We start from the raw sequence: 26,270 nt of genomic DNA, 5'->3' as shown, positions 1-26,270 counted from the left end.
CGCTGTCTATATGCAATCAATAGTTCAACTTATATAACGCTTACATTTCCTTGTGTTGGGGCATTACAAAAAAACCGGGAGGAGCCTGGGCTTCAACCACGGCTTCTCCCGGTACTCAAGCTTTATTTAAACTTTTGCCAATCCATCTTGCTCGTGTTCAGCAAATGCTCGAAATCGTTCTCCAAACGTTTCTGCTCCGCCTTGCGCGCCGCTTCGGCCTGCGCACGGGATTCTTCTTTGCGGCGATCCTCATCCTGTTTCAATTCCGCCGCCTGCTCCTTGAGCTTGGCAATCGTCTCCGCCCCGAGCAAATCCTTCAGCGTGGCCGGTTTATCCGCCGCGGACGAAGGCATACTGGTGTTGTTCTTCTTTTTGGCCATATGTGCTTCACCTCGATTTCAAGCCTAAAGTATCACAGAGTGAAAAAAATTGTCAACTCACTGTTTAATCCCTATGTAAAAACGTGTAATTCTAAGGTATATATGTTTACTACCGCCAGCTTGGAGGAAAAACCATGAACAGAGAACGGGAACAGGAATTCAGAGAACACACCCCACAACCCAAAGTGCGCCATCCGCGGATTGAGCAGGCTAAGAGGCTAAAAACGAAGCAGCTCTCCGATTGGTTCCCCGTAAAAATCGAAATGGCCCACTACTGGATCGAGCACGAGAAGACGCAGATGAAACGGAACATGACTCGGGGAGCGGTCCATTTTTGCCATTTCGGGGAAAATATCGGATGTGAACAAAACGAGGAACGGCCGGTGGTCATCGTATCCAACAATACGGTCAATTCCACGTCGGGAAATGTCCTGGTCGTGCCGCTAACCAAAAACCTGAAGGTTCGCACGGTCCCCAAAACGGGAGAAGCCGTGCTGACGAAGGACGGAAAGCCGATTCCCCGCTTCCAGAGCCATTATTTTCTGTTTAAAAGCAAATATGATTTCCTCGCATTCGATTCCGCGGCCAAAACGGAGGAAACGACCTCCGTCAGCAAGGTGAGGCTGAAAGAACATCTGGGGAACTTGGATGAAGAAGATATCAACCGTTTGGAAAATCGGCTCAAATGGTCCTTTGGAATTTAAGGTCGTTGATTTTACTATAGGGGGTTGACATTACTTTAACGGCAGGTTACTATAGTATCAAATGATTTGAACCGTTAAATATTACGTCATCCACCCTGTCGTGGATAAATTCACACGTGCCCGCGTGTTATTGAGTCTGAAGGAGCCTAGTGCTCCTTTTTTATTTTCTTTCAATTGGTATCCATTGCTAATGCTGCGTCTAGAAAACAACTAAAAATCCCTGTATTTTTGCATCTTTTTGCTCGAACGTCTTGTGCGGCGCCAAAATACATGCAGAATTGCAGAAATTCTGTATAGCAAAGTGAACAGCAGCAAGTTTATGCCGCCCACCCGGTCGTGGGCAACTTCACCCCGCTGGGAGGCTCCCGGCGGGGTTTATTTGTGTCGCCTTGTATTCCCTCTTGGTTACCAATTACCCGCTGTACAAAATCTTAACCAGTTCTTTGCGAAAGGCCCTGCAAAAAAAGCGCCAAACTGAATTGCAGACTTTCCCGGACATCCAAAGGCAATCCGAAGCCCTGCTGGCGCTCGAGGCTCGCGAAGCCGTGGATCAGGCTCCGGAGCCCGCGCACTGTATGCAGCGCCTCCTCTTGACTCAAGGAGTAACCCTCCAGGAGAGCGACGATAAAATCGACGATCCTTCCGCTGGCTTCAGCGATTTCCGGATTGGACGGATCCTTCGCCCATTGGGTCACCTCGTACAAACCCGGATGTTCCCGGACAAAACGGATGTAGGCATCGGCAAAAGAACGGATCGCCCCTTCGCCCGTCAAGCCCTCGGCAGACCGGGCAATCGTATCGTACAGCTTGCCGAGCGCATAAACGGCAACCCTCCCCCGCAGCTCTTCCAGCCCGCTGACATGGTTGTAAAGCGATGGCGGACGGATTCCCAGCCGCTGGGCGACGGAAGAGATGGTCACCGCCTCCGCCCCCTCGCTGTCCGCGATCCCAACGGCAGCCTGGAGAACGGCGCCCGGATCAATCCCCGCTCTTGGCGACATAGCGCGATCCCTCCTTTCCGGCCGTCCCCAGCTTGCGCTCCGCTTGCTCTATCGCGCGCCGCATCGCTTCGGCCGGACGGGCGATCACGCGTCCATGCCCGACCGCAAGCAGCGCCGGGTCCAAGGCCGCCAGCTTCCGCGCGCTCGCCAGCGCCATTTCGGCGCTCCACGTGGCCAGCGCCGGAAACGGAAACAGGGGCCGCAGCATGCCGCTGACCGCGATACCGCCGCGCGTTTGAAAGGCATCCCCCGCGATCAAGGCGCCGCTGCGGGTATCCAGCAGGGAAATCGAGCCGGGCGTGTGCCCCGGCGATGAAACGACCTGCAAGGATCCGACCCGGTCCCCATCCGCCAACAGCACGTCCGCGCGGGTCTTGACCTTCTTCGGAACGCCGCCCCGGATCGGGGTTTGCGCTTCTCCCGGGTCAAGCGTAGTATCGCCTTCCAGCAGCCGGGCATCCCTGGCCGAAATATACACCGGAATTTCGGGATGTTTCGCTTTCAGGGCATCCAGCGCTCCGATATGATCGTCATGAGCATGGGTCAGGACGATCCGCGTCAAGGGCTTCCCCGCAGTCTCCGCGGCGGCGCGGAGGATTCCTTCGGCGCTGTAAGGGAGCGCCGCGTCAATCAGCGTGCATCCTTCTTCTTCTTCGATCAGATAACAGTTCACCGGAAACAACCGGGGCATAAACGACACTTGAATCAGAGGGCCATAGCGCGTTACTTTCATAATAAATCAACATCCTTTCACGAAAACTAATACCTTTAGCTTTATATTAAACTAAACCCATTAGTTTATCAAGCCCGCTTTTTTTAGTCGTACAAGCGGGCGGTCGGGAATAAGATGTACAAGTTACGATTTCCCCAGATCCAGATAAGGAGGTATGGAAGCTTGAACAGTATTCTAGGATTTATCTTTCTCGGCTTATCCCTGTCCGCTCCGATCGGTCCGGTAAACGCGGCCCAACTGGACAAAGGTATCCGCGGCGGCTTTTTGCCCGCCTGGCTGGTTGGGCTCGGGGCCATCGCCGCGGATATAATCTACATGCTGCTTGTCTATTTCGGAGTGATTCACTTTTTGAACACGCCCTTTATGCAGTCGTTCCTCTGGTTATTCGGCTTCTTCATCCTCATGTATACGGGAATCGACAGCATTAAGCAGGCCTCAACCCTTAGCGTAAATGAAACGCGGGGGCGTGAACCGCTGATGAAGTCGTTCGCTTCCGGGTTTATGATGTCGATTTCCAACCCGTTGTCCATCCTGTTTTGGCTCGGCATTTACGGATCCGTACTGGCACAGACGGCTGCAACCTCCGAAACGCGCGATCTGATCATCAACAGCTGCGCCATTATCTCCGGGGTACTGCTCTGGGATGTGACGATGGCCGGGTTCGCGAGCGTCTTCCGGAAAATATTGACCGACCGCATGCTCCGGGCGATTTCCATACTTTCCGGGCTGTCCTTGATCGGATTCGGGCTTTATTTCGGCTATGAAGCCCTGCTTCTGCTGCTGGAGCGGCTTTAGGCTTTCGATAGGGACGGGATCTATTCGAGCCTGGGGTGCCTGATCAAAATCGCCTTGCGCCGATGGCGGCGGACCGGAGACTTTTTATGCTTCCAGACCTTGAACTGCATCAATAGCGTCACCATCCCGATCACGAAAATAAACCCAAGGCTCCCCCAAAATCCCGGACGGCTCGTTCCGTGGGCCAGCGTTCCGGAAACCGCGAGCAGAATCAGCGCCAACCCTCCGAAGCGTTTGACTTGGCCAAAGGCCGTCAACTTCAGCAGCTTGCCCGAGCTGATCAGGATAAACATCCAGTTATATAACAGCAGCAGGCCTGCTGCGGTTGTGATATATTCGTAGATTCGCCCCGGCATGGCCAGCGACAAGGCAATGGATGCGGCGAGTCCTACCGCCGTCAAGCCAATCGCGTACATCGGCCGTTTTTTCAAGGCCCTTCTGGCGAAAAGCGGCGGAGCATCCCGGTCCTCGGCCAGCGTGACCAGCATCGTCGTTACCGCGTAGAGCGAGGCTACCATCGTGGAGAAGCCGGCCACGATCAGCACGCCGTTGAACAAATGGGGGATGAACGGCATCTCTACCCCGCCGAGCGCCGTGATGAACGGGCTTTTCTTAGGCACGATGCTTTTCCAGGAGACCAGCGTGACCACCAGGGACAAAGACAGGATATAGACCGTCATGAGCAAGAGCAGCATGATTTTTCCCGCCTTGGGCGCATCCGCCGGATCTTTCAACCGGAACGCCATCATCCCCATAACCTCGATTCCGCCGAAGGCATAAAAGGCAAAAATAAACCCGGACCAGAGCCCGATCGCCCCGGTGGGAAAAAATTCACCCATCGTCCGCGGAAAAGCCGGGTTTCCGCCCCCTGGAATCCAGCCGAACAGGGCTGCTCCGGCAATGCCCAGAAACAAGAGTATCGCGGCTATTTTAATGACGGAAAGCACGTTTTCGATCGAATCGAATCCTTTAGTCCCCAAAAAAATAACCAGCAGCCCGAGCAGCGCGTATCCCGTTGCAAACAGCCACATCGGCACCCCCGGAAACCAGAATCGGGAGAAAAGTGATAACGCGGTCAACTGGCTGCCCATGATCAGCAGTTCGGATGACCAATAGACCCAGCCGCTGCTAAACCCGGCCCAGCGTCCGAACGCTTTTTTCGCATAGGAGCGGAATGATCCTTTTTCCGGATGCTTGGCCGTCATCTTTGCCAATGACTCAAACACGGTGTATGTACCCAGGGCGGCCAGCACGAAGGCGATCAATATCGAGGGGCCCGCCATGCTGATCCCCAGCCCCGACCCCAGAAAATACCCCGTTCCGATGGTCGAAGCAACGCCCAACAGGGATAGCTGCCACCACTTCAAATTTCCACCTTTATGCTTCTCTTTCCGGCTCTCGGCCAATGTAAACGCCTCCTGTTCGTTAGTCTGATCTGCGGAAAAACAAACAACCCGGCCTTTTAAATCATTCCTTAGGTTCTATCTCCAACGGATTATTATGCGAGGAAAAAAAGGGCTTTTTCTCCACGGCTGCAACCATATGCGAATCAATAGTTCAACCTACATAGAATGTTCGGCGCAGCCGATATACGGTCTTACCCGGTCTTGATCCGGCCACCGCAAAACTGGCCGTTATGTACATTGATCTGGACGGTTTCAAGGCGGTGAATGACTCCCTGGGCCACCAGGTTGGCGACCTCCTGCTCCAGAAGGTCGCCCAGCGGCTGGAATCCGTCACTGTACCCGGCGGACTGGCGGCGCGTCTGGGAGGCAATGAATTTTTGCTGCTCATGCCAACCTCCGCAGACGATAAAGCGGCTCGCAAGGAGGTCGAGAGTTTGGCCCGGGGCTCATTGATCTTATGAACCAGCCGTTTATCATCGACTAGCAAATGGTCTCGATCGGCTGCAGCATCGGCGCCGCTTTTTATCCCGAGCACGGAATCCAACCCGCCGAGGTGATCCAGGCTGCGGACCGATGTCTGTATCGGTCCAAATCGGAAGGGAAAAACCGCGTTACCATCGCGGATCCAAATTAAATAAACGCCAGAAAAGCTGACCACGCGGACACGGCGCGGTCAGCTTTTTTTATTTTGCTCCTCTTTCTATTTTACAATCCGGCCTGCTCGGAAACGGTCTCCCGAAAAAAGTCATTGTGGTATAATAATTCGTCAGAGCAAGTTTTGGTGATCCTGATATCCGCATCTATTTAGGTTGAACTAAATAATAGGCGTTGGGCAAGGATGTGACATGGTTTTTCGGAGATACGTTGCGTCGCCAACATCCACAATTGTAGATATAAAGAGCCCTCGCATCGTCGGAGTCTACACACTAACGGGAAAACCTCCCGTTAATTTACCGCTCTTGGCTCTTGGATCGGATTTAGCCGGAAATTCTCCATCTATTTCGCAGCCTAAATTCCGACAGACACAATTTCAGGTGAATTACCGGGAGGTTTTCCAGCTAATTCGCCTCTGCAGCCGTATACGTACCAAATTAACAGGATGAATTCCCTTTAATTTAGACCAAACCAAGGGTTGCAGGTCAAGAGAGCGAAAAGAACCCTCTACACTGCTGTCTAATATGCAAATCAATAGTTCAACCTATATAGATATAGAAGCCGGGGAGGCCTACACCACCAATTTAGACTGGAAGGAGACAAGCTAATGGCTTTCGGAGTGACCAGAGATGAACTGAATGCTTGGAAGAAGGCCGTTTCCCGGGGGGAAATCGCCTATTTGACGCATTATTGGCTCGATCCCCGCTTTCCCGGCTCCAAAACCGTGACCAAAGTCGGCTGCAGTGATCCCGCACGATTGCGCGCCTGGTGCCTGAAACATGACTTGAACCCTGAATATATCCATCATCGGTCCCCCTTCCCCCATTTCGACCTGCTCGGTCCGAAACAACGTGAAATTTTGATTGAGGAAGAGCAATGGGGTCAACTGGAGCGATTTCATATGTTATAGAGCTTGAACAGCTTACGTGTAAAAAAAGGGCTGCCCGAAGATCCAACAGATCTTTTGGGTCAGCCCCTATATATTTCCCGTTATGACAGACCGATGCGGTCCACAAGCCGTATACTTTCCTCATTCATTCCGGTTATGGATACCTCTTTGTTCAATTGCCGGTATTTAAACATCACTTTGGAGATGGCGTTCGCCGCCGATTGATCCCAAACATGGGATTTTGAAAAGTCGATGACAATCCGGTCCGGATCGCCCGCCGGGTCAAACTCTTGAAGAAAATGCGTGACGGTGCCGAAGAACATCTGCCCGGCGACCCTGTAGGTCTTTACGCCATTCTGCATTTCCGTGACCGTGCGGATTCGGGCGATTTTCCGGGCAAACACCAGCGCGCTGATCAGAACCCCGATGCCTACCCCGATGGACAAGTTATCCGTAGCCACCACGGTTACCACCGTGACGATCATGACGATGGCGTCGGATTTGGGGATTTTATGAAGCGACCGCAAGGAAGCCCATTCAAACGTCCCGATCGACACCATGAACATAACGCCGACCAGCGCGGCCATCGGGATTTGTTTGACCACCCCGCCCAGGACGAGGATCAGAAACAACAGCCCCACACCCGAAACCAGTGTGGACAGCCGGGTCCGCCCTCCCGATTTCATGTTGACCATCGACTGCCCGATCATGGCACAGCCGGCCATCCCGCCGAAAAATCCGGTAACGATATTGGCCAGCCCCTGGCCTTTCATCTCCCGATTCTTATCGCTGGCCGTATCGGTGATGTCATCGATCAACGTCGCCGTCATTAACGACTCAAGCAAACCCACTACGGCAAGAGATAAGGAAACAGGGAATATCGTCTTGATCATCTCCCAGGAGATGACGACATCAGGCAAGTGGAAAACCGGCAGGGCGCTCGTGATCTCCCCCATATCGCCGACCGTTTTAACGTCCAATTTCAGCGAGATGCTGAGCACGGAAACGACGATAATCGCTACCAGGGCGGACGGAACCGCTTTGGTGATCCGCGGGAACAGATAGATGATCGCCAGCGTCAAAGCCACGAGTGCATACATCAGCCATCCCTGACCGGAAAAATGAGTGAGCTGCGCCATAAAAATCAGAATGGCGAGCGCATTGACAAAGCCGGTCATGACGGAATGCGGCAGGAAGCTTATCCATTTCCCCAGCTTCAATTGGCCCATGATGATTTGCAACACCCCGGCCAGAATGGTAGCGGCGAACAAATATTGTATCCCGTGATCCCGCACCAGACCTCCCATCAGCAGCGCCATCGCCCCTGTGGCGGCGGAAATCATCCCCGGACGGCCGCCGGCAAAGGAAATGACCACCGCGATGCAAAATGAGGCGTACAGCCCGACCATCGGACTGACGCCCGCCAGAATGGAAAACGCGATCGCTTCCGGGATGAGCGCAAAGGCCACCGTCAATCCCGAAAGGACATCATTTTTCGCGTTCGAGAACCAACCGCCATATTTCATTGTTTTTTCCAATTCGAATAAATCCCCCTTATGTTCAAAAAGTAGGTCCGGTGCAACGCCAACGCTTTCGATTATATGAAAAAAGGCCGCTCCCCCTCAAAAAGGTCATCGGCCCGATAAAGCGCTATTATTCAAAGAATTCACCCGCTGGCGGCGGGATGCTCTCCTATCCTTTAAAATTAAAAATATTTGCGAATCATTTCAGCCACTGTGGCAGGTTTAATCGGCTTGCTGATATAATCGTCCATTCCGGCATTCAAGCAGTTTTCCCGGTCCCCGGCGAGCGCGTTCGCCGTCACGGCCACTATGACGGGGCATTTCTCCGGAGGGAGCTTATTTTTAATCACCCGTGTCGCTTCGAGTCCGTCCATCTCCGGCATATGTACGTCCATAAAGATCATGTCGAATGATTCATAAGCTACCGCCTGAAGAACCTCCAGACCGTTTGCGACCTCGCGGGTAACATGCCCCAGCCGCTCCAGCATTTTCTTCAAGACAATCCGGTTGATTTCATGATCCTCGGCAATGAGAATATTCAAACTTTTGCGGCTATCCTCTTCCTCCAAGCCTCCCGTGGCTCCGCCGGCTTCATCCCGGCGTTCCTTTAGGTCTATGCAAAAGACAAAGGTGGCTCCGGGTCCATCCTGCGGCTCCACCCAAATATCTCCGCCCATCAGGTTCACCAGTTTCTTGGTAATCGCTAGGCCTAGCCCCGTTCCTTCAAACCGCCGGGTCATGAAATGATCCAACTGGGAAAAAGGCTGGAACAACAGCGGGATTTTTTCTTTGGGAATCCCGATCCCCGTATCCCGAACGGTAAAACAAAGCTTCGCGTCCGGCCCTTGCTCCATACGCCGGGCGGTTACCGTAACGCCACCGGTATAGGTGAACTTTACGGCATTTCCGATCAAATTGAGCAAAACCTGCTTGAGGCGGTCCGCATCGCCGTACAGCCGGTCGGGAACCTCCGGGGAAACGTTAAAGTTCATGGAGAGCCCTTTTTCCTTGGCGCGAACCATAATGATTTCCAGCGTTTCGGCAATCAGTTTCCGCAGGTCGAACATTTCCTCATGCAGCTCAGACTTGCCCGCTTCGATTTTCGCGAAATCCAGAATGTCGTTAATGATCGTCAGCAATGTATCTCCGCTCTTGCGGATAATTTCCAGGTACCCCCTTTGGGTTTCGGTCAATCCGGCCGTCTCCAGCATCAAATCCGTCATCCCGATGACCCCATTCATCGGTGTACGAATCTCATGGCTCATCATCGCCAAAAATTCGCTCTTGGCCCGGTTGGTGCTCTCCGCCGCTTCCTTGGCAATCAGCAGCCGTTTTTGTTCGGTGATGTCTTTGGCAATGATATAGAAACCCACATTCTTTTTGTTTATAATGATCGGCGCAACTGTTGTCAGCACCTCGGAAGTATGGCCATACTTGGTATGGATCTTGTCGATCCCTTTAGCGACGGAAGCATCCTCCATCGATTCGGATAAGATATGGGATAAAGGCTGTTCCCCGATAAACTCGGAAAAAGGCTTTCCCACCATGTCTGAAATTTTATATCCGGTCAGTTTTTCCGCCATGGAGTTGGCGTTAATGATTCGCCCGTTCAAATCCAACGAAAAGACGGCATCGTGATTGTATTTTTTGAGGGAGTTATAGCGTTCGACCGTCTCCTGCAGCTCGCGCTCCACCCGTTTTCGGTCCGTGATGTCCTGCACCGTGCCGCTCATTTTGACCGGCTTCATTTTTTCGTCATAGGTAACGATTCCCCGCAAATGAAGGTACAGATACTCTTCCTTCCTGATTTCAAATCGACATTCAAAATCAAACTGCCCCAATCGCAAAGCGGCATTAACGGCGTCAACCATGCGTTTTCGGTCGCACGGGTGCACCTTCGTCAGAATTTCGGCACCGGAAGGAGGGTCCGCCTGTTTCTCAAGTCCAAAAATCGTATAAAGCTGATCAAAGAGCTCGACATCCCCCTCTTGTACATCCCACTCCCAGCTTCCGATCCGGGCCATCCGCATCGTCTCGGCCAGAATGAATTCCTCCTGTTTTCGTTTGGTGATCTCTCTGCCGACCGCCAAGAGCGTTGACGCTCTCGGCCCTTCCCTATTCAAACGAACGGCAAATTCAAACCATACCTCCTTGCCTTCTTTGCTTTTAAGCTTCAATGTAACAGCAGCCCGTTGATGTCTAAGCAATTCCCGGCTCAACTTTCCGAGTTCCCCGGGATTCGGGTGACACCAGGCCGTGTACTTCACCCCAATAACCTCCTCGGGACTATAACCGAGCCATCCGGTGACGGAGGGGGAGCAAAACAATCCGATCCCATTCAAATCACAGCAATACACAAGATCATCCATATTGGTAACAATATAACGGTCCCATTCCTCCGTCTCTGTCTCTTGGCGACTCAAGAGCGCTTTTGTTTTGTCTAACTCAAGAGACCGCTGTTCCTCGTGTCCGTTGCTCATTACCAAGCCTCCGTTCCAAGATCGTTCATATTCGCAGGCAAACCGGAAGGATCCTTCTGATCTTTTGTTTGGCTATGACTTGTTTTCCTTTTAAATATCAAACATTAATTTAAATGTCAATTTATAATGCAACCGAACGGCTAATTCCCGGTGCGAAAAGAAGAAATAACTTAATTTAAGTTTTCCCTTTTCATTGCCAAGCCAACCCCTTATCCTATAGGATGGAAAAGACCCGCTGTGGAGAGAAATTATATTGAGGTGGTACTATGACAATGCAATCCGCTTTACCCCCGAACACAAGCTTGTTTCGCAACCGGTTTTACCAGACGATTTTGATCTCCAACATCTTTTTGCAAATCGGGATTTGGGTTCGCAACTTCGCAATCCTTATGTTCGTTACCGATATGACGAACAATGACCCGGTGGCGGTTTCGCTCATCTCCGTGGTCGAATTTGCCCCGATCTTCGTGTTTTCCTTCATCGGCGGAGCCTTCGCCGACCGTTGGAAGCCCAAGCGAACGATGATCTGGTGCGACTTTTTGTCCGCCGCTTCCGTGTTCGCGGTGCTGCTCACGTTGATGTACGGCTCCTGGGAAGCCGTCTATTTCGCCACGTTTATTTCGGCGATCCTCTCCCAATTTTCACAGCCGTCCGTCATGAAGCTGTTCAAGCAGCACGTTCATCCGGATAAGCTGCAGCAAGGCATGGCTTTGTTTCAATCCCTGGTCGCGATCTTTATGGTGTTAGGGCCGACGCTCGGGATTTTCTCGTACCATCAATTCGGCATTTATATTTCGATCGGGGTGATGGGGGTCGCCTTCTTGATTTCCGCTCTCGTCCTGTTCCGGCTTCCGGCCGATGAGACTAATGAAGAAAAGGCGGAACGAACCACGAAGCTGACCCGCGAGCTGGCGGACGGCTTCCGCTATGTATGGCGGAGTCCGATACTTAAGGTACTTGGGGCCACCTTTGCCATCGCAGGTTTTGCCGTCGGCACCATCCAAACGCTCGGCTTGTACGTCGTCTTGGAGAATCTGGGACAGTCCAAGGAATTTCTGCAATTCCTTCTGATGGTTAACGGGGTGGCGATGCTGATCGGAGGCGGCGTGATCATGACGCTGTCCAAAAAAATTCCGCCGCAAATGCTGCTCGCTTTCGGGATGGCCGTCAGCGCCGTTTGTATCGCCGGCATGGGATTTTCGACAAGCGTTCCGCTGACCCTGGTCTTGCAATTTATTAACGGGCTTACCTTCCCTTGCATCCAGATCGGGATCAACACCATGATCCTTCAGTCCACCGAGCAATCTTACGTCGGCCGGGTCAACGGCGTACTGAGCCCGATGTTCATGGGGATGATGGTCATTATGATGTCGGTGTCCGGATTGCTGAAGAAGGTGTTCCCGCTGGTCGGCATCTATACGTTCTCCGGCATCGCCATGCTGATTGGCGCGCTGATCCTTGTTCCGATCTTCAAGGTCAAGCCGGCCCCGATTCCCGTTCCTGACGTTAAAATGAAGGAACCCGGTACCGGGACACCATAACAGTTCATTAAATTATATAAACGAAGGGTCCCGACCGCGATAAATTGCGGTTTTGGGACCCTTTTGTTAAGATAATAGAATTTCGAAGTTTCAACGACAGTACGGTTACCGGCTGTTAAAAATGTCGGTCAATACCGGAACGATCTGGGATTTGCGGGATACTACGCCCTTCAGCAGAGCCTTGTTGTTCTCCAGCTTCACGCCGTAGGCCGCTTCCACCGCGTCGGCGGCTTTGCCCAAAGCGAGCCCGATGGAGTCGTTGTTCAGAATATCGGTCACCACGAACAGGAACAAATCAAGTCCTTTGCGGTCCACGATACCGTTCAGAGCGGCTTCCAGTTCGGCTTGGCGTCCGAGCACATCATTGACGTCAACCGCGTTTACCTGGGCAATCTCCACCTTCGCGCTGCCCATGGAGAACTCTTTGGCATCGAGGGAGATCAGTTGCTCGATCGATTTGTCGCTCAGGTCGGCCCCCGCTTTAAGCATGTCCAGCCCGTATTCTTCCGAATTCACGCCGGCGATGTCCGCAAGCTCGCGGGCCGCGGCCACATCCTGCTCCGTGCAGGTCGGAGATTTAAACAGAAGGGAATCCGAAATGATTGCGGACAGCATCAACCCGGCGATGTTGGCGGGTACCGCGATGCCGTTTTCTTTGTACATCTTGTTAAGGATCGTGGCGGTACAACCTACAGGCTCGGCTCGATAATAAAGCGGGCCGCTCGTTTCAAAATTCGCGATCCGGTGATGATCGATAACTTCAGCGACACGAACCTGATCGATGTCGGAGACGCTTTGCTGACGCTCGTTATGGTCGACCAGAATAACGTCCTTCACTTCGCCCGCAGCGCTTTCAATTACGCGTGGAGCCTGGAATCCGAAGCGGTCGAGCGCAAACTTCGTTTCCCCGTTAACTTCGCCCAAGGCGACGGGTTCCACGTTCCAGCCCAGCTTGGTTTTCAAATCGGCATAAGCGATCGCGGAGCAGATCGTATCTGTGTCCGGATTTTTGTGTCCGAAAATCAATACTTTGTCCATTCGTTTACTCTCCTTTTCGTTATTCGCTTAGAAAAGTATATCCCGAACCGGATTCACAATCAAGGGTAGGCCGGGAACGGACCGCTTGCGGTGCCATATTAAGGTCCTTCTCAGGAAATATTCAGCAAATTCTCAGGTAAGTTTCCGATAATAGAACAATTAAGACGTAAGTGGAGGGCTTCACATCATGAAAAATGTTAAAGGCGTCAAAGTGTTGCTGGTGGACGACGAGCCTCATATCACCCAGTTTTTGGAGTTCGGCCTGCTTAATGAAGGCTTTGAAACCCGTACGGCGGCGGACGGCATGACCGCGGTTAACTTGGCGCTTGAATTTCAGCCCCATGTCGTCATCCTGGACGTCATGATGCCCGGCATGGACGGCTGGGAAGTGTGCCGGCTGCTGAAAAAGAACCTGAGCAATGTCGCGATTATTATGCTGACCGCCAAAGATGAAGTCGAAGACCGGGTGAAAGGCCTGACGACGGGAGCGGACGATTATGTGGTCAAGCCCTTCAGCTTCGAGGAGCTGCTCGCCCGGATCGGCGCCCGCCTGCGGAACCAGTTCCCCGCTTTGTACGGCGAGGTGTCCTTCGGCCCTTTCCGCTTGGATGACCGCAGGAAAGAGATCCGGTATCGGGACGAAGTACTGGAACTGTCGCCTACCGAATATGAACTGCTGACATATCTGGTGATCAATCACGGGATCGTTCTCAGCAAAAGCACCATTCTTGATCAGGTCTGGGGATACGACTTCGGCGGCGATGAAAATATCGTCGAGGTGTACATCCGGTTTTTGCGCGAAAAACTGAACGATAAAGAGCATCGTTTAATCCGGACGCTGCGGGGCGCGGGCTACCGGGTGGATCTGCCATGAAGCCGGGCCGGTTCTTGCCGTCGTTTCGCGGGGCGTTATTCCCCCGCTCCCTCCGCTCCCAGCTCCTGTCCAGGTCCCTGCTCATTCTGGCGCTGCTGCTGGCGCTCATCGGCAGCGTGCAATACGTGGTCGTGAAGAATTTTCTGTATCGCAATCAGGCGGAATCCTTGATGTCGCAAATCCGCGCGATTCCCGACTTCTTTTTGTTCGGCAGCGAACCCCCTTCCTGGCTGGAGCGCCCCGTCAACGGCTCCGCCTCCCCGAAAGAAGGCGAACGAAGGCCGGTTCTGTTTCTGCCGGATACTTCCCTGGCGCTGGTCAGCAGCGATTCCGAAGTCATCAGCCGGTCCGACGAGGCCGGGCTGCCCGCTCCCCGCCTTTCGGAAGCGGAGTATGCTTCCATTCGCGACCAACCCCGAAGGTTATTAAAAGACGCCTATAAAGTGGTGCGGGATCCCAACGGGACGGAGCAGCTAATTGTGTTTCGGCCCGCGGAAGGACCTCAAGGACGGGGCAGCTTGATCCAAATGGGGATCGCCACCTCCCATTTGAAGGCGATCGCGCTGCGCCAGTTAATTATCTTCATGGTCTTGTCTCTGATCGCCCTGGGGGGCGGATTGATGCTGTATTTGTCGGTACTGCGCAAAACGCTGAGGCCGCTCGACCAAATGATCGGCACCGTCAGGGAGCTCGACGCCGGCAACCTCGACCGCCGCTTCCCGGCTTCGCTCGGCCAAAGCGAAATCGACCGTCTCGCCGTTTCCTTCAACGGGATGCTTGAGCGGCTGCAGACCTCCTTCGCGACGGAACGGGAGGCGAAGGAGCAGATGCGCCGCTTCATCGCCGATGCTTCGCATGAGCTGCGGACGCCGCTGACCTCGATCCACGGCTTCCTTGAAGTGCTGCTGCGCGGCGGCGCCGACAAGCCGGAGCAGCTGGGCACAGCGTTAAGCAGCATGTTGGGGGAAGCCCGGCGGATGAAAAAGCTGGTCGAGGACCTGCTCATGCTCGCCAAGCTGGACCGCACCCCGGTGGCCAGCCGCAGCGAGTTCAGGCTGGATGCGCTGGTCGCGGAGATGGAGCCCCATCTGCGCATGCTGGCGGACGGCCGCTCCGTGGAATTCCGCTTGGCACCGGATCTGGCGGCGATGGCGGACAGCGACAAACTCAAGCAGGTCGTGCTGAATTTGTTCCATAACGCCGTCCAGCATACCGATCCGGCCAAGGGCCGCATCACCGTCACCTTGTCCAGGGTGACGGAGCAAGAAGCGCTGCTGCGCGTGCAGGACAACGGGCCGGGGATCCCGGCCGAGCATCTGCCGCACGTGTTCGAGCGCTTCTACCGCAGCGACGCCGCGCGCACGCGCAAACAGGGCGGCGCCGGCCTGGGCCTGGCGATCTCGCAGGCGATCGTCGCGGCCCACGGCGGCCGCATCTCCGCGCACAGCGCGCCGGGGGGCGGTGCCGCCTTTGAGGTGCGGCTGCCGGCCATAGCCGCGCGGTAGACGAGCGCCCCGTAATGTCCCTAGCCGCTCGGATTAGCGGTCTTTTGGGGCGCTATTCCGGCCCGGTCCAAAAGGCGTTATTCCCTGCTCATGGGCCCGAAATCAGGGGGACTGACCACTAGCGTTGCATTAACCCTGACATGGTGCATGCGCCGCCTTAAGTACAGTGTGGCAGCGAGCTGAATCCTTCTGCCCCGGACGGGAGCTGTGCCCTCTCATGTCCCTTGGCCGCTCGCATTAGCGGTCTTTTGGGGCGTTATTTCGGCCCGATTCATTTCCGCGGGAATCATAGCGGTCAAAAAGGACCTTATTGGGCGGTGCGGCCTCCGAAATCAGGGCTTGGCCCGCTTTTTCCCAACAATAGTGCCTTAAAAGGCCGCTATTCCTTACCGATGAGTCGAATTCGACAAAATAGCGGCGCAAAAGGCACTAGCGTTGCATTAACCCTGACACATGATTACAACGGAGCTTGATGCCTTCATCGCTTTTAAAGAACTTCGCAAAAAAGTACCTGCCTCTAAACAAGGTTCTGCAGTTAGGAAGTCTAACGGCCGTGAGAGCCGTTATGTTGCGATTGAATCACGTATTGGGATTCTAACGGTCGTGTGGACCGTTATTTACCATCATTTCGACCAAAACAGCCATACTTATATGGAATAGGGGCCGTGGCGGCCGTTAGAATTTGGAGTCAGCGCAAACAGGGCAAATAACGGCTGTGGCGACCGTTAGCATGGTTTAGAGGGGGAGACGACGATCTAAGTTCGACATGTTGCTTGCCGAAGCGGTGGATTGGCCCCAAATGGGCGGCATCAAGGAAGGTTTGATGCAACGTCATTGCCTAAAAGTCGGCTATCCCCCCCGACCAGCCGAATTCGCCAAAATAGCGCCGCATAAGGCGCAAAAGGCCTTATTGGCAGCCCACGGCTAAACACAAACGAAAAAACCTGCATATCGCAGGTTTTTTCAACTTTTCCGCCTATTCCTGGTCCCCGGCACTTTCAATAGCGTATTGCTTATATTTGCCGTAGTCGCTAAGCTTGCATTCCATCGAAAGCCGGGTGCCTTCCTCTTCATAGCCGGTTTCGAAGATTTTGGCGCGCTCATTAAAGTAAGACACGACCGCCCCTTGATCATAAGGGATCAGCATTTCGCAGCGGATGTAGTCTTTGAATACCCGCTCCCGGATCATCTGCACCAGTTCCTGGAGGCCGATGCGCGGTTTGGCGGCCATAAACACTTTGTCGCCCTGAATCTCGGGAATCGGACGCTCCGCCAAATCGGATTTATTGTAAGCATAAATAACCGGAATATCGGTGATGCCGATCTCCTTCAGCGTCCGATTCGTAATCTCGATCAAACGCTCGAATTCCGGGTTCGAGTAATCGACCACATGGATCAGCAAATCCGCTTCCGCCACTTCTTCCAACGTGGAGCGGAACGCCTTGATCAAATGATGCGGCAGCTTGCTGACGAAACCGACCGTATCCGTCAGCAGGAACGTCTTGTTATCCTCGAGCGGAATGCTGCGGACCGAGGTTTCCAGCGTGGCGAACAGCATATTCTTTTCAAAAACTTGCTTCTCCTGCTCGGGATTAAACATCTCCATCATCGCATTCATGATCGTCGATTTCCCGGCATTGGTATAGCCGACGAGCGAGACGACGGGCACATCGTTCTTCTTGCGCTGTTTGCGCTGGGTTTGCCGGTGCGCCACGAGCGTATCCAGCTCTCTGCTCAGCGCCGTAATCTTCTCTTCAATCCGCCGGCGGTCGAGCTCCAGCTTCGTTTCCCCCACGCCGCGGTTTTTGGTGCCTACGCCGCCGCTCTGACGACCGAGCGATTCGCGCAGCCCCACGAGCCGAGGCAGCATGTACTTGAGCTGGGCCACTTCAACCTGAAGCTGCGCCTCTCTCGTCTTGGCCCGCTGGTCAAAAATATCCAGAATCAACACCGTCCGGTCGATGACCTTGCACTCTAGGTCGGCCTCCAGGTTGCGGATCTGAGAAGGCGACAACTCGTCGTTAAAGATGACGAGGTTGCCGTCGTTCGCCTCCATTAAGGCCGTTACTTCACTCAGTTTACCGGTGCCGATATAGTGCGAGGTGTTGATTTTCGGCAAATTTTGCGTCACCACGGCCACGACTTCAATGTCGCATGCCTCCGCCAGATTGGCCAATTCCTCCATCGAATATTCGAAATCGTCTTGATGATTCAAATTGACTCCGACTAGTATAGCCTTTTGCTCTAGTTGTTCCATATATTAATTCCTCCCTTAGGGAAAATAAGATCGTCCCCGCAAAGAGACCTCAGTGCTCACTGTACCTAGCTTCTCCGTAAACCAAGGCGGGGACACCGGAAGAAACAAAAAAACACAGGCGGATTCCCTGTGTCGGTTCAAACGAAAAACATCGCAGCCCGCCTTTTGACAACGGAAAACAAACGTCTCCCGTAAAACGGCGCCCGCAAAGTCGGCATATTCTATTTCAAAAGATGAGTCCCTTCGTCATAGCATACCTATCCCGTTTGCCCTGCACAGGTGCAGAGCCTTTGAGCACTATTCAGTTAGCCGCGCAAAGTGGAAAAACGGAATTTAATATTAATCACGAGGAACCCTCCGTTCGCTTAAGATAGTTCTACTGTAACATAAAGCGTTGCGCGTGACAATTTGGCGCCATGAAATATTTAACATTACTGAATCGAGATTTTTCCCATTTAACTAGGATTCACCCTGACTCATTCTTCAACTGAAGGATTACTGTAAGGCTCCAGCGTAATATTATCAATCCAGACTGTGTAATGCTTCTTGCTGTCCGTTGAAAGTAAGAAATCAACTTCCCATTTTCCATCTATTGGAGTCCGGCAGTTGCAAATACGCGGTCGAAACCCGCCTTGGAGCGCTGAATCAACCGCTCCGGCTTCTCCATTGGCATGGACGGTGTAAGGATTTCCTGCGACACGATACCGTCATAACCGATACGCTGCAATGCGCGCAAAAACCCAGTCAGATCGATCACGCCTTCCCCAGGGTAAAGACGATCGTTATCCATTACAGCCTCTACAGGCACATCAGGAGCATCATTCAAATGCACATGGACAATTTGAGACGCCTCCAAAGACTCAATCTCCGCGATGGTCCCGCTGTTCGTGTACCAGTGATAAGCATCCAGCAGCAAGCCGACGTTCGGTTCTCCTATCGCGCCGATCCAATCCAGCGTCTCCTCCATCGTCCAAATGAACGGATATTTCCAGGCGGTTCGCAAATGATGCGGACCGACGAATTCAAGTCCGAGCCGTATTCCGTAAGCCCCGAGAATTTGCGAGCAGATCCGCAGGCGCCGCGTAGCAAGCGCCGTAAAATGCGCCGGTTTCATGTCCGTCGACGGCAAAATGTAGGTGCAGCAGCGTGTGCATCCAAGAACTCCCGCCGCCGCTGCCTCTTCCGTTAATGCGGTCAGGCCGGAGCGAAATTCTTCCTCGCCTGCCCGCCATTCTACCGGCAATCCGATAGAACCGATAACAACCCCGTGCTCAGCCAGCTTCTCTCTTGCACCAACTGCTCCGAGCCGGTCAATCAATTCCTTGGCCCCGACATCCACGGCCTGAAATCCGCCCGCGGACGCCAGCTCGATTAAGCGTACAGGACTTCCGACGGCGCCAAGGCCTGCATTCGTCACTCCTCTTAGCATAACTGTTCCCTCCTTAAAGCTCAGGCAATCTTCGAGTATCTATAAGCAACCATCACCCTATTTGAATCCTATAGTATAATGTACTTCTTAACTTTACTACACAAAATTATTTATCAACGCTTGAAATTCCCTTTTAAAGACAAAAACTGACATTTGAAAGCGCCACGACGCCAGGGAATTCCTTGGCGGGTCTTTAGGATGGGGGAACTTTAGTTCGATGCCAAAAAAGCACATCCGGTCCAACTGTTCCGGATGTGCTTTTACGTATAATGCCTTAGAAACCCATTGTTCCAAATCATCCACTGCTTATAGGACGTCCCCGCATCATAGACAAGCGTAATCTTCCTGTCCAGATCGGTAAGTTCCATCCGGTTCCGGCCGTTTTGGGCCGCGGCGGTGTAATGATTGTCCATGCTCTCGAAGAAAGGATAGACGCCTTCGCCTTGCTTCAGCAACTCCTGGTCGGTCAACGGCTGAAACTTGCCGGTAGGCAGCATGCGTTCATTCAACTCCCAGCGCTCTCCCACCGTCAGCTTCAAGCGGTAATCCTTCCCCCGGCTCCCGGACGCGAACGGGGCGTTGACCGAGGTGTGGAAGGCCAGTAAGCACGGCATCTTCTCGCTGCCTTCATTCACCACCATAACCTGTTGGGAAAGCCCGTGCGCACTCAGGCCATAGCGAAGCCGAACCTTATATTTGTACGGAAAATACCGGTACGACTCATACCGTTCGTCTACAGAAACGGCGACGGATATCCTGACCGAGAAACCAAATTGCCAAAGTTCCGTAAGGTACTTCGGTTTGATTCACTTCGCTGATGAGGTGGCCCCTCTTCTTCTGTCATGTTCGTTCATTTGTATCCTCCCTGGTTCCGACAAAGTTTCTCCGCCTTTAATGTAACGGTTCCGCTCCGATCCAATCAATGCGGACTGCGACATCCGCACTCTGCAGTCCGATCCGTCCCTGCAGAAACGGCGTGGCACTGCGATCGGTATAAGAAAACACGGGTTGGTTTGAATTTCCTGCATAAACCTCTATCATCGCGCCCCGCACGGACACCTTTAGTTGAAGCTTGCCGTCCCCGGAAACGGAAGCGGCCTCGGCCGGAAGCGGGACGCTTTTTAAGCGCGTTGTTCCATAGTTGATTTTGTCGAGATGCAAGCCTTCGGCATCGGCATAAATATAATACCCGCGGACAAAGTCATTCCGGTTTTGATTCTGATCCAGCCCATTTGCGGGCTCCGAGGCGCGAACGAGAATCCCGGCGCGGCCCGTGTTCTCCATCCTCTGCAGATGGGCCTCCACCGTATAATCGGACCAGCCGGGTTCACCGGCCAAAGATTTGGCCGGTGATACCGAAGATGCCCGCAATTCCCCGTCCTTCACGGACCACATACCTTCAAACCGCGTCCAGCCAAAATCATTGCCGTCGTCAAAGTTGTCCTCCCATTTCTCGACGGGCTGGTAACGCGCAACCCGGAACCAGTCGAGGTCCACAGTCCCCGCCGTAACCTCGAGCTTCCAACGTTGCCGCCCCGCCGGCAAGTCAATTCCCGAAACCGATATGGTCTGCCATTCTCCCGCCTTCTCCCGAGCCGCTGAGAACGCCGCTATCTCTTCTCCATCCTGATCGACCAGCCTGAAGGCCACGCTCTCCGTTAAAGGCCGGATCCGGAAGTGAATCGAATATTGCCCGGATTCATTTACGTTCATCAAATAGTTCGCCCATTCCCCCGTCCGGAGCCCGGACAGTACATACCCGCCGTCCCCCCCGCTCTTCATGCTCAAGGTTCCGGGGCGGTAAGCGGGCTTCCCATCGGCATTCGCTTTGCTCACGGCATGATAGGCTTTGCCCTCCTTGCCTTCCTCAAAGTGGACTGCCTGCACCTGGCCCGGGAGCGGCTGATGAACACGACCGTCACTGCTGCCGTTGACATCATTGCTGTATGCGACATAACCGAACCGCCCATCCAGACCTGCGGCAGCGTACCCAATGGCCCCTCCGCCTGTCGAAGCCGGGCCGGCAAACTTCTGCATTTCATCGATATATACACGGATATGGGCATTCCCGGTGTTCCCGGCTTTCCCGGCGGCAGCATGCTCGATCCGGATTTTATGCCACTGGCTGTAATCGAAGTCCGCAGGCAAAGCCGCCGAGCCGAGAACACGCTCTCTCCCGCCGGACCGTTCGGTCAGCTCCATCACTCCCGCCTCGGGAATCAGCCATACCGTCCCGTAGTTTTGTTTATCCCGATACGAGAACACAGCCCCGACCCTCGACTCCGCCTTCGCTTCGCTCTCCGAGCGAACGTAGAACTCCGCCGTATACCCCGGCTCCGTCTCGGATTTCGTTCTTAGCATAGCTATGCCAGCCGCATTCGCCGCCCGTACGCCAGCACCCTTTTTGGCATCAACCGACCATTCGCCTTTCCCGGACTTAAGCCACGATTTCCCGAGGATATCCCGCTCAAACCGGTCGGCAAATACAGGCAAAGCCGGAGCAGGCTGCGGCGTATCCGTCGGTCCGGCCACAGCGAATCTATCCCCGTTCCAGAAGAGCCGGTCCATGTTCATATGGCGGAGCGGCCCCACAACGCCAGGGCCTTCCAGATTATGATAAATCATATACATGGAATCGAGATCCGGGCCGGTGACGAGCGAATTATGGCCCAGACCGACCGTTTTCCCTTCCGTCCGGATCAGGACGGGGTTCCCTTCAAACGGCTCGAATGGACCCAGGGGCGATTCGCTGACCGCAGCATCGATCCGGTAACCGTTGCTGAAGACATGATTCCCGGTATAGGTCATGTAGTACAAGCCGTTTCTTTTGAATACTGTCGGCCCTTCGGTCCAGCCGCCCATATAGGCTCCAGTAGGCGAGCCCGAAGCCGTTACGGACAGCGGAGAATCCATCGGGGCGGCATCAATGCCGCCGGTTCCGGCGTAATAGAAGTACCAGGTCCCGTCATCGTCCACAAAAGTCGAGGCATCGATCGTCCTTCCGAAATTGTCCGTCGCCACCCGGAAAGGCCCGACAGGCGAGTCGCTTTCCAGCACATAGTGGCCGTTCCCGGCCGGAGAAGTGTACATGTAAAATTTTCCGTTCCAGTAGCGGACTTCGGGCGCATACGCGGCAGTTGTAACGGGATCCTCCGTGCATAGTCCGCGATAAGTCCAGTCCACCAAATTCGGCGAGCTCCACACTTTGATGCCGGCATCCGTATCCCGCGTGCTTACGTACAAGTAATAATAGCCGTTGAACGCAAAAATAAAGGGATCTCCCAGCCCGTACTCTTCCCATTCATCCGGCAATGCCACGGGATTGCTCCATGTCCGGAGCGGCTCCGGCTCCACCGAAGAGCAAGCCCCTGCTACCAGCAGCAGCATCATGATTCCCAGCCACTTTCCAAAGCGCATGGCATTTCTCTCCTTCCTCTCAAGAAAAAACGGCAGAATCGTTGGGTAACGTCATCTACCGTTTTCAAATTATTTTCGGGTTCCCTCCACGATCGCGCGGATCGTCTCCAGCGGAAGCTTCGGCTTCCGGTCATACGTCAACAAGCCGTTGATCTCTTGCTCGACATCGCTGAATTGGGTGTAACAGAATCCTTGAATGACCGGAGATTGCCGCATCGGCTCTACGACGTTCCTCAACCGCTCCGCGAAATCCTCCTCATTTTCCGCCCCGGAGTAACCCCATCCTTCCCACTCATTCTTCTTGAAGGAGATCCCTCCAAATTCCGTGACGAGTATCGGCTGTCCCGCATAGGGGAAGCCGGGGACCAGAATCCAACGGTTACCCGGCTGCGCACTCAGCGCCGCATCTTTGGTTGCATAGCGCTCCGTCAGCACCTCGCGCCGCCATTCATAATCATGGACGGTCACCAAATCCGTGCTGACCAGCTCCCAGCCGTCATTGGAGATGACGGGACGCGTCGGGTCGAGCGATTTGGTCATATGGTAGACCGCCAAAGCATGCTGCTGTTGCTGCTTGTCGACCAGAATGTTGGGCACGCCCCAGCTCTCATTGAGCGGAACCCAGGCCACGATGCACGGATGATTGTAATCCCGCTCCACGGCCTGAATCCACTCCTGCGTCATCCGTGCCACGTAAGGCTCGGAAAACTGGTATGCGTTGGCCATTTCGCCCCAAACCAGCAAGCCCAGGCGATCCGCCCAATACAAGTAGCGGGGATCCTCGATTTTTTGATGCTTGCGCGCGCCGTTGAAGCCCATTTCCTTCGTCAATTCTACGTCTCTACGCAGATCGTCATCGCTCGGGGCGGTCAGTATACCCTCCGGGAAATAACCCTGGTCCAGCACCATTTTCATGAAATAGGACCGGTTATTCAGCAGCAGCTTCCCGTCCTCAATGGATATTTTCCGCATGCCGAAATAGCTTTTTACATTATCAGCAACCACGCCATCCACGCTCAAGGTCAATTCCAGATCGTATAAATTCGGTTTTTCCGGCGTCCACCAGCGTCCCAGCCCATGGTCGTTGAAATCTTCAAGATGAATGTGCCGGCTGGCCGACTCATGCTTCAGCGAGAACATATCTTCCGCCACAAATTCACCTTTGAACGTAATAGTGGCTTTTACGTTGACCAGCGCGCCCGGGCGATAGCCGGACAGAAAAACATCCAACGCTATATTGTTTTCGTCGATGTCGGGAGTCAGGCGGATTCGCCGGATATACGTTTCCGGAACCGGCTCAAGCCATACGCTTTGCCAGATGCCGGTCGTGCGCGTATAGAAAATTCCCGCGGATTTTTCTTCCCAGAACTGTTTGCCCCTCGGCAGCGTCACATCCCGGCTATAATCGGTCGCTTTCACTATGACGGTATTATCGCCTTCGGTAAGGACATCCGTAATGTCGGCATGAAACGGGGTATGCCCGCCCTCATGCAGCGCTACCAGCTTTCCGTTCACCCAGATCTTCGCCTCATAGTCGACGGCACCGAAATGAAGCAGCAGCCTGCCTTTTCTATAGGCATCAGGTACGGAAAACACTTTCCGATACCAAACTATATCATGGAATCCCGTATCGCCTATTCCGCTTAACTTGCTTTGATAACAGAACGGAACGATGATTTTGCTGGCGAAATCATGATTTTCGTACCATGCTTCCCGCTCGCCCGTTCCGTTATCATCGTAGTCGAAATCCCACTCCCCGTTCAAACTTATCCATGCTTCCCGTACAAATTGCGGCCGGGGATATTCATTGCGTACTAGTTGGTCAGCCATTGTTTCTACTCCTTCTTTATCCAGTAGTTATATCTTAGTGCCATTTCGCTCATCCTTTAATTCCCGAAAGGCTGACTCCCTTAATGATCTGACGCTCGAAAATCAGGAACAGCAGCATGATCGGCAATGAAGCTACGGTATTGATAACCATCGGCTTCACATAATCTTCCGTGTACTGATTCATTAAAGTAGGAATCCCCATCGGCAGCGTGAACAGGTTGTCGTCGGTCACCGACAGGAATGGCCAGAGGAAATTGTTCCAGGAGCCGATAAACGTCAGAATCGCGATCGAGACAAGCGCGGGACGGGTGAGCGGAAGCATGATGTTTACGAAGATCCGCCAAATGCCCCCGCCGTCGATCTGAACGCTCTCCAGCAGGTCGTTCGGAATTCCGTCGAAGAAGCTTTTCAACACGATGATCGCGAAGGGCGATGCCAGAGCCGGGAAGATCAGACCCATGTAAGAATTCAAAATCCCCAAATCTTTGGCGACCTGGTACAGCGGAATGAGAATCGCTTCCCCCGGAATAAGCAGCCCGGCCAAAATGAAGAAAAACATAAACGCCCTATACCGGAACGGAACCTTGGACATCGCAAACCCCGCCATCGCAGCGATGACCAGGGTCAACAGGGTCACGCATACGGCGATAAGAAAGCTGTTCCAGGACCACTGGATCAGTTTGGTGTCGGTGATGATTTCATGATAGACCGCGAAGGAATAAGGCGGCGTAAACCAGTCCACGACGGAAGTGATTTTCATGCCTTCTTTTTTCACCGAAACCACAAGCATCCAGACAAGCGGAAAAGCAAACAACAGAGCCATAAACATGGAAAAAATCCGGTAAAACCATTTCATCACTGGTTCGCCCCCTTCCGGTTATTGATCCAATATTGCAGCCCGGACAACACTAGAAGAATGGCGAACAGCATATAGGACATGGTGGACGCGTACCCCAGATCGTTTTTGCGGAAGCCCGTTTGCCAAATCAGCTGGATGACGGGACGCGTCTGATCCAGAGGTCCCCCGCCGGTCATGACATAGATCTGCATGAACACTTTAAATGAAGCTATGATTTGCAGCATCGTGATCGTTTTCGTAATCGGGCTTAACAGCGGCAGCGTGATCTTCCAAAACAGTTGGGCATCGGTCGCCCCGTCCAAACGCGCCGCTTCATAGACTTCGTCCGGCACGTCCTGCATCGCCGATAAGTACAAAATAAAGTTAAAGCCGACCGTCCACCATAACGTTAATAGCGAGATGGCGATCCAGGCCAGATTCGTTTCCGTCAGCCAAAAGATCTCCGAACCTTCGGGAAGCAGCTTCACTAAATGAAGCAAAGAGTTGACAAGTCCCGTATAAGGCTGAAACACGAACAATCCCAGAAAAGAGGCAACCGCCACGGACAGAATGCTCGGAATAAAAAACACGCTGCGGTAGAATCTTTGCAGCCTGGAATTACGGTTGGCGATGAGCGCCAGAATAATGGCCAAAACGATCATAAGCGGCGTTGTGATGATGACAAAAATCGTGGAATGCCAGATGGATGCCCAAAAATCGTGGTCTTGAAACATCCGCTCGTAGTTGCCGAGCCCAACATACTTCATCTTTTTGATAAGCGTCCATTTATAGAAGCTCATCTCCACGCCCTTGATCATCGGCCAGATAGTAAACAGGAAATAAACGACCAAGAAGGGGAGCAGGAACAGGAATGCCTGCACGTCCGCTCTCAATTTGTTCATTTTCATAAGTGCCGTACCTCCCCATATGACCGGCAGACTCTACGGCCCATGCCGCAAAGTCCGCCGAATTCATT

21 protein-coding genes and 1 pseudogene are annotated in these 26,270 nt (G+C 53.5%); 8 read left to right on the top strand and 14 right to left on the bottom strand.

Annotation, left to right across the window (positions count from 1 at the left end; all coding sequences use genetic code 11):
* Positions 1–122 precede the first annotated feature (122 nt).
* Positions 123–380 (bottom strand): YqkE family protein, encoded by a 258-nt coding sequence (locus V4U84_RS22300; RefSeq protein ID WP_334075496.1) that lies wholly within the window; start codon positions 378–380, stop codon positions 123–125.
* Positions 381–514: 134 nt separating this feature from the next.
* Between V4U84_RS22300 and V4U84_RS22295 the strand changes: the two genes are divergently transcribed.
* Positions 515–1,084: a type II toxin-antitoxin system PemK/MazF family toxin gene (locus tag V4U84_RS22295; protein WP_334075495.1), complete on the top strand. Its 570-nt coding sequence runs from the start codon at positions 515–517 to the stop codon at positions 1,082–1,084.
* Positions 1,085–1,515: 431 nt separating this feature from the next.
* On the opposite strand, the gene V4U84_RS22290 is transcribed toward V4U84_RS22295, so the two are convergent.
* Together V4U84_RS22290 and V4U84_RS22285 are read right to left on the bottom strand one after the other, a co-directional pair.
* Entirely contained in the window at positions 1,516–2,085 is a 570-nt protein-coding gene (locus V4U84_RS22290) for a TetR/AcrR family transcriptional regulator (RefSeq protein ID WP_334075494.1), read from the bottom strand.
* The gene (locus V4U84_RS22285; protein WP_334075493.1) at positions 2,063–2,818 is read right to left on the bottom strand and encodes an MBL fold metallo-hydrolase; all 756 of its coding nucleotides are present in this window, start codon (positions 2,816–2,818) and stop codon (positions 2,063–2,065) included. The genes V4U84_RS22290 and V4U84_RS22285 overlap by 23 nt, the downstream gene beginning before the upstream one ends.
* 162 nt (positions 2,819–2,980) lie before the next feature.
* Between V4U84_RS22285 and V4U84_RS22280 the strand changes: the two genes are divergently transcribed.
* The gene (locus V4U84_RS22280; RefSeq protein WP_334075492.1) at positions 2,981–3,613 is read left to right on the top strand and encodes a LysE family transporter; all 633 of its coding nucleotides are present in this window, start codon (positions 2,981–2,983) and stop codon (positions 3,611–3,613) included.
* Between the two features lie 20 nt (positions 3,614–3,633).
* Here V4U84_RS22280 and V4U84_RS22275 read toward each other — a convergent pair whose 3' ends face one another.
* A complete protein-coding gene (locus V4U84_RS22275; protein ID WP_334077998.1) occupies positions 3,634–5,019 on the bottom strand; it encodes an amino acid permease in 1,386 nt (461 codons plus the stop codon).
* 221 nt (positions 5,020–5,240) lie between these two features.
* Here V4U84_RS22275 and V4U84_RS22270 point away from each other — a divergent pair, with 221 nt between their 5' ends.
* The 3 genes from V4U84_RS22270 to V4U84_RS22265 all read left to right on the top strand — a co-directional run bounded on the left by V4U84_RS22270 (position 5,241) and on the right by V4U84_RS22265 (position 6,583).
* Positions 5,241–5,480 (top strand): diguanylate cyclase domain-containing protein, encoded by a 240-nt coding sequence (locus V4U84_RS22270; RefSeq protein WP_334075511.1) that lies wholly within the window; start codon positions 5,241–5,243, stop codon positions 5,478–5,480.
* A 26-nt stretch (positions 5,481–5,506) separates the two neighbouring features.
* Positions 5,507–5,653: a GGDEF domain-containing protein gene (locus V4U84_RS27010; protein ID WP_334075490.1), complete on the top strand. Its 147-nt coding sequence runs from the start codon at positions 5,507–5,509 to the stop codon at positions 5,651–5,653.
* 627 nt (positions 5,654–6,280) lie between these two features.
* Positions 6,281–6,583, top strand: a complete 303-nt coding sequence (locus V4U84_RS22265; RefSeq protein ID WP_334075489.1) for a hypothetical protein — start codon at positions 6,281–6,283, stop codon at positions 6,581–6,583.
* 80 nt (positions 6,584–6,663) lie between these two features.
* On the opposite strand, the gene V4U84_RS22260 is transcribed toward V4U84_RS22265, so the two are convergent.
* Both V4U84_RS22260 and V4U84_RS22255 read right to left on the bottom strand, forming a co-directional pair.
* Entirely contained in the window at positions 6,664–8,088 is a 1,425-nt protein-coding gene (locus V4U84_RS22260; RefSeq protein WP_334075510.1) for a SulP family inorganic anion transporter, read from the bottom strand.
* A 179-nt stretch (positions 8,089–8,267) separates the two neighbouring features.
* On the bottom strand, positions 8,268–10,565 hold the full coding sequence (locus V4U84_RS22255) for a PAS domain S-box protein (RefSeq protein WP_334075488.1): 2,298 nt from the start codon (positions 10,563–10,565) through the stop codon (positions 8,268–8,270).
* A gap of 266 nt (positions 10,566–10,831) precedes the next feature.
* On the opposite strand from V4U84_RS22255, the gene V4U84_RS22250 reads away from it, so the two are divergent.
* Positions 10,832–12,106 (top strand): MFS transporter, encoded by a 1,275-nt coding sequence (locus tag V4U84_RS22250; protein WP_416367288.1) that lies wholly within the window; start codon positions 10,832–10,834, stop codon positions 12,104–12,106.
* Between the two features lie 105 nt (positions 12,107–12,211).
* Here the strand turns inward: V4U84_RS22250 and V4U84_RS22245 are convergent, their stop codons facing one another.
* Entirely contained in the window at positions 12,212–13,144 is a 933-nt protein-coding gene (locus V4U84_RS22245) for a manganese-dependent inorganic pyrophosphatase (RefSeq protein WP_334075486.1), read from the bottom strand.
* Positions 13,145–13,331: 187 nt separating this feature from the next.
* On the opposite strand from V4U84_RS22245, the gene V4U84_RS22240 reads away from it, so the two are divergent.
* On the top strand, positions 13,332–14,018 hold the full coding sequence (locus V4U84_RS22240; protein ID WP_334075485.1) for a response regulator transcription factor: 687 nt from the start codon (positions 13,332–13,334) through the stop codon (positions 14,016–14,018).
* Positions 14,015–15,523, top strand: coding sequence for a sensor histidine kinase (locus V4U84_RS22235; protein WP_334075484.1), 1,509 nt, complete (start codon positions 14,015–14,017; stop codon positions 15,521–15,523). The genes V4U84_RS22240 and V4U84_RS22235 overlap by 4 nt, the downstream gene beginning before the upstream one ends.
* A 976-nt stretch (positions 15,524–16,499) precedes the next feature.
* Here the strand turns inward: V4U84_RS22235 and hflX are convergent.
* The 7 genes and pseudogenes from hflX to V4U84_RS22200 form a co-directional block, all read right to left on the bottom strand.
* The gene (gene hflX, locus V4U84_RS22230) at positions 16,500–17,780 is read right to left on the bottom strand and encodes a GTPase HflX (protein ID WP_334075481.1); all 1,281 of its coding nucleotides are present in this window, start codon (positions 17,778–17,780) and stop codon (positions 16,500–16,502) included.
* Between the two features lie 589 nt (positions 17,781–18,369).
* A complete protein-coding gene (locus tag V4U84_RS22225; RefSeq protein ID WP_334075480.1) occupies positions 18,370–19,209 on the bottom strand; it encodes a sugar phosphate isomerase/epimerase family protein in 840 nt (279 codons plus the stop codon).
* A 281-nt stretch (positions 19,210–19,490) separates the two neighbouring features.
* Positions 19,491–19,964 (bottom strand): annotated as a pseudogene (locus tag V4U84_RS22220) (aldose epimerase family protein); the annotation flags it as partial.
* Positions 19,965–20,100: 136 nt separating this feature from the next.
* Positions 20,101–22,626, bottom strand: coding sequence for a family 43 glycosylhydrolase (locus V4U84_RS22215; protein ID WP_334075479.1), 2,526 nt, complete (start codon positions 22,624–22,626; stop codon positions 20,101–20,103).
* A 69-nt stretch (positions 22,627–22,695) separates the two neighbouring features.
* Entirely contained in the window at positions 22,696–24,456 is a 1,761-nt protein-coding gene (locus V4U84_RS22210) for a glycoside hydrolase family 2 protein (protein ID WP_334077997.1), read from the bottom strand.
* Between the two features lie 49 nt (positions 24,457–24,505).
* Positions 24,506–25,312: a carbohydrate ABC transporter permease gene (locus tag V4U84_RS22205; RefSeq protein ID WP_334078000.1), complete on the bottom strand. Its 807-nt coding sequence runs from the start codon at positions 25,310–25,312 to the stop codon at positions 24,506–24,508.
* Positions 25,312–26,202 (bottom strand): carbohydrate ABC transporter permease, encoded by an 891-nt coding sequence (locus V4U84_RS22200; protein ID WP_334075477.1) that lies wholly within the window; start codon positions 26,200–26,202, stop codon positions 25,312–25,314. The genes V4U84_RS22205 and V4U84_RS22200 overlap by 1 nt, the downstream gene beginning before the upstream one ends.
* Between the last annotated feature and the right edge of the window lie 68 nt (positions 26,203–26,270).

Source organism: Paenibacillus sanfengchensis (assembly GCF_036864765.1).
In the GTDB taxonomy this organism is placed as follows: domain Bacteria; phylum Bacillota; class Bacilli; order Paenibacillales; family Paenibacillaceae; genus Fontibacillus; species Fontibacillus sanfengchensis.
Note: the sequence above shows the minus strand (reverse complement) of the source record. Positions and strands in the feature narration are given on the sequence as shown.

Excerpts from the sequence above, each read along its gene's own strand:
- V4U84_RS22290 (WP_334075494.1), bottom strand. The coding sequence starts at position 2,085 with ATGTCGCCAAGAGCGGGGATTGATCCGGGCGCCGTTCTCCAGGCTGCC.
- V4U84_RS22210 (WP_334077997.1), bottom strand. The coding sequence starts at position 24,456 with ATGGCTGACCAACTAGTACGCAATGAATATCCCCGGCCGCAATTTGTA.
- V4U84_RS22245 (WP_334075486.1), bottom strand. The coding sequence starts at position 13,144 with ATGGACAAAGTATTGATTTTCGGACACAAAAATCCGGACACAGATACG.
- V4U84_RS22200 (WP_334075477.1), bottom strand. The coding sequence starts at position 26,202 with ATGAAAATGAACAAATTGAGAGCGGACGTGCAGGCATTCCTGTTCCTG.
- V4U84_RS22285 (WP_334075493.1), bottom strand. The coding sequence starts at position 2,818 with ATGAAAGTAACGCGCTATGGCCCTCTGATTCAAGTGTCGTTTATGCCC.
- hflX (WP_334075481.1), bottom strand. The coding sequence starts at position 17,780 with ATGGAACAACTAGAGCAAAAGGCTATACTAGTCGGAGTCAATTTGAAT.
- V4U84_RS22260 (WP_334075510.1), bottom strand. The coding sequence starts at position 8,088 with ATGAAATATGGCGGTTGGTTCTCGAACGCGAAAAATGATGTCCTTTCG.
- V4U84_RS22265 (WP_334075489.1), top strand. The coding sequence starts at position 6,281 with ATGGCTTTCGGAGTGACCAGAGATGAACTGAATGCTTGGAAGAAGGCC.
- V4U84_RS22255 (WP_334075488.1), bottom strand. The coding sequence starts at position 10,565 with ATGAGCAACGGACACGAGGAACAGCGGTCTCTTGAGTTAGACAAAACA.
- V4U84_RS22225 (WP_334075480.1), bottom strand. The coding sequence starts at position 19,209 with ATGCTAAGAGGAGTGACGAATGCAGGCCTTGGCGCCGTCGGAAGTCCT.
- V4U84_RS22215 (WP_334075479.1), bottom strand. The coding sequence starts at position 22,626 with ATGCGCTTTGGAAAGTGGCTGGGAATCATGATGCTGCTGCTGGTAGCA.
- V4U84_RS22250 (WP_416367288.1), top strand. The coding sequence starts at position 10,832 with ATGACAATGCAATCCGCTTTACCCCCGAACACAAGCTTGTTTCGCAAC.
- V4U84_RS27010 (WP_334075490.1), top strand. The coding sequence starts at position 5,507 with ATGGTCTCGATCGGCTGCAGCATCGGCGCCGCTTTTTATCCCGAGCAC.
- V4U84_RS22205 (WP_334078000.1), bottom strand. The coding sequence starts at position 25,312 with ATGAAATGGTTTTACCGGATTTTTTCCATGTTTATGGCTCTGTTGTTT.
- V4U84_RS22300 (WP_334075496.1), bottom strand. The coding sequence starts at position 380 with ATGGCCAAAAAGAAGAACAACACCAGTATGCCTTCGTCCGCGGCGGAT.
- V4U84_RS22235 (WP_334075484.1), top strand. The coding sequence starts at position 14,015 with ATGAAGCCGGGCCGGTTCTTGCCGTCGTTTCGCGGGGCGTTATTCCCC.
- V4U84_RS22295 (WP_334075495.1), top strand. The coding sequence starts at position 515 with ATGAACAGAGAACGGGAACAGGAATTCAGAGAACACACCCCACAACCC.
- V4U84_RS22240 (WP_334075485.1), top strand. The coding sequence starts at position 13,332 with ATGAAAAATGTTAAAGGCGTCAAAGTGTTGCTGGTGGACGACGAGCCT.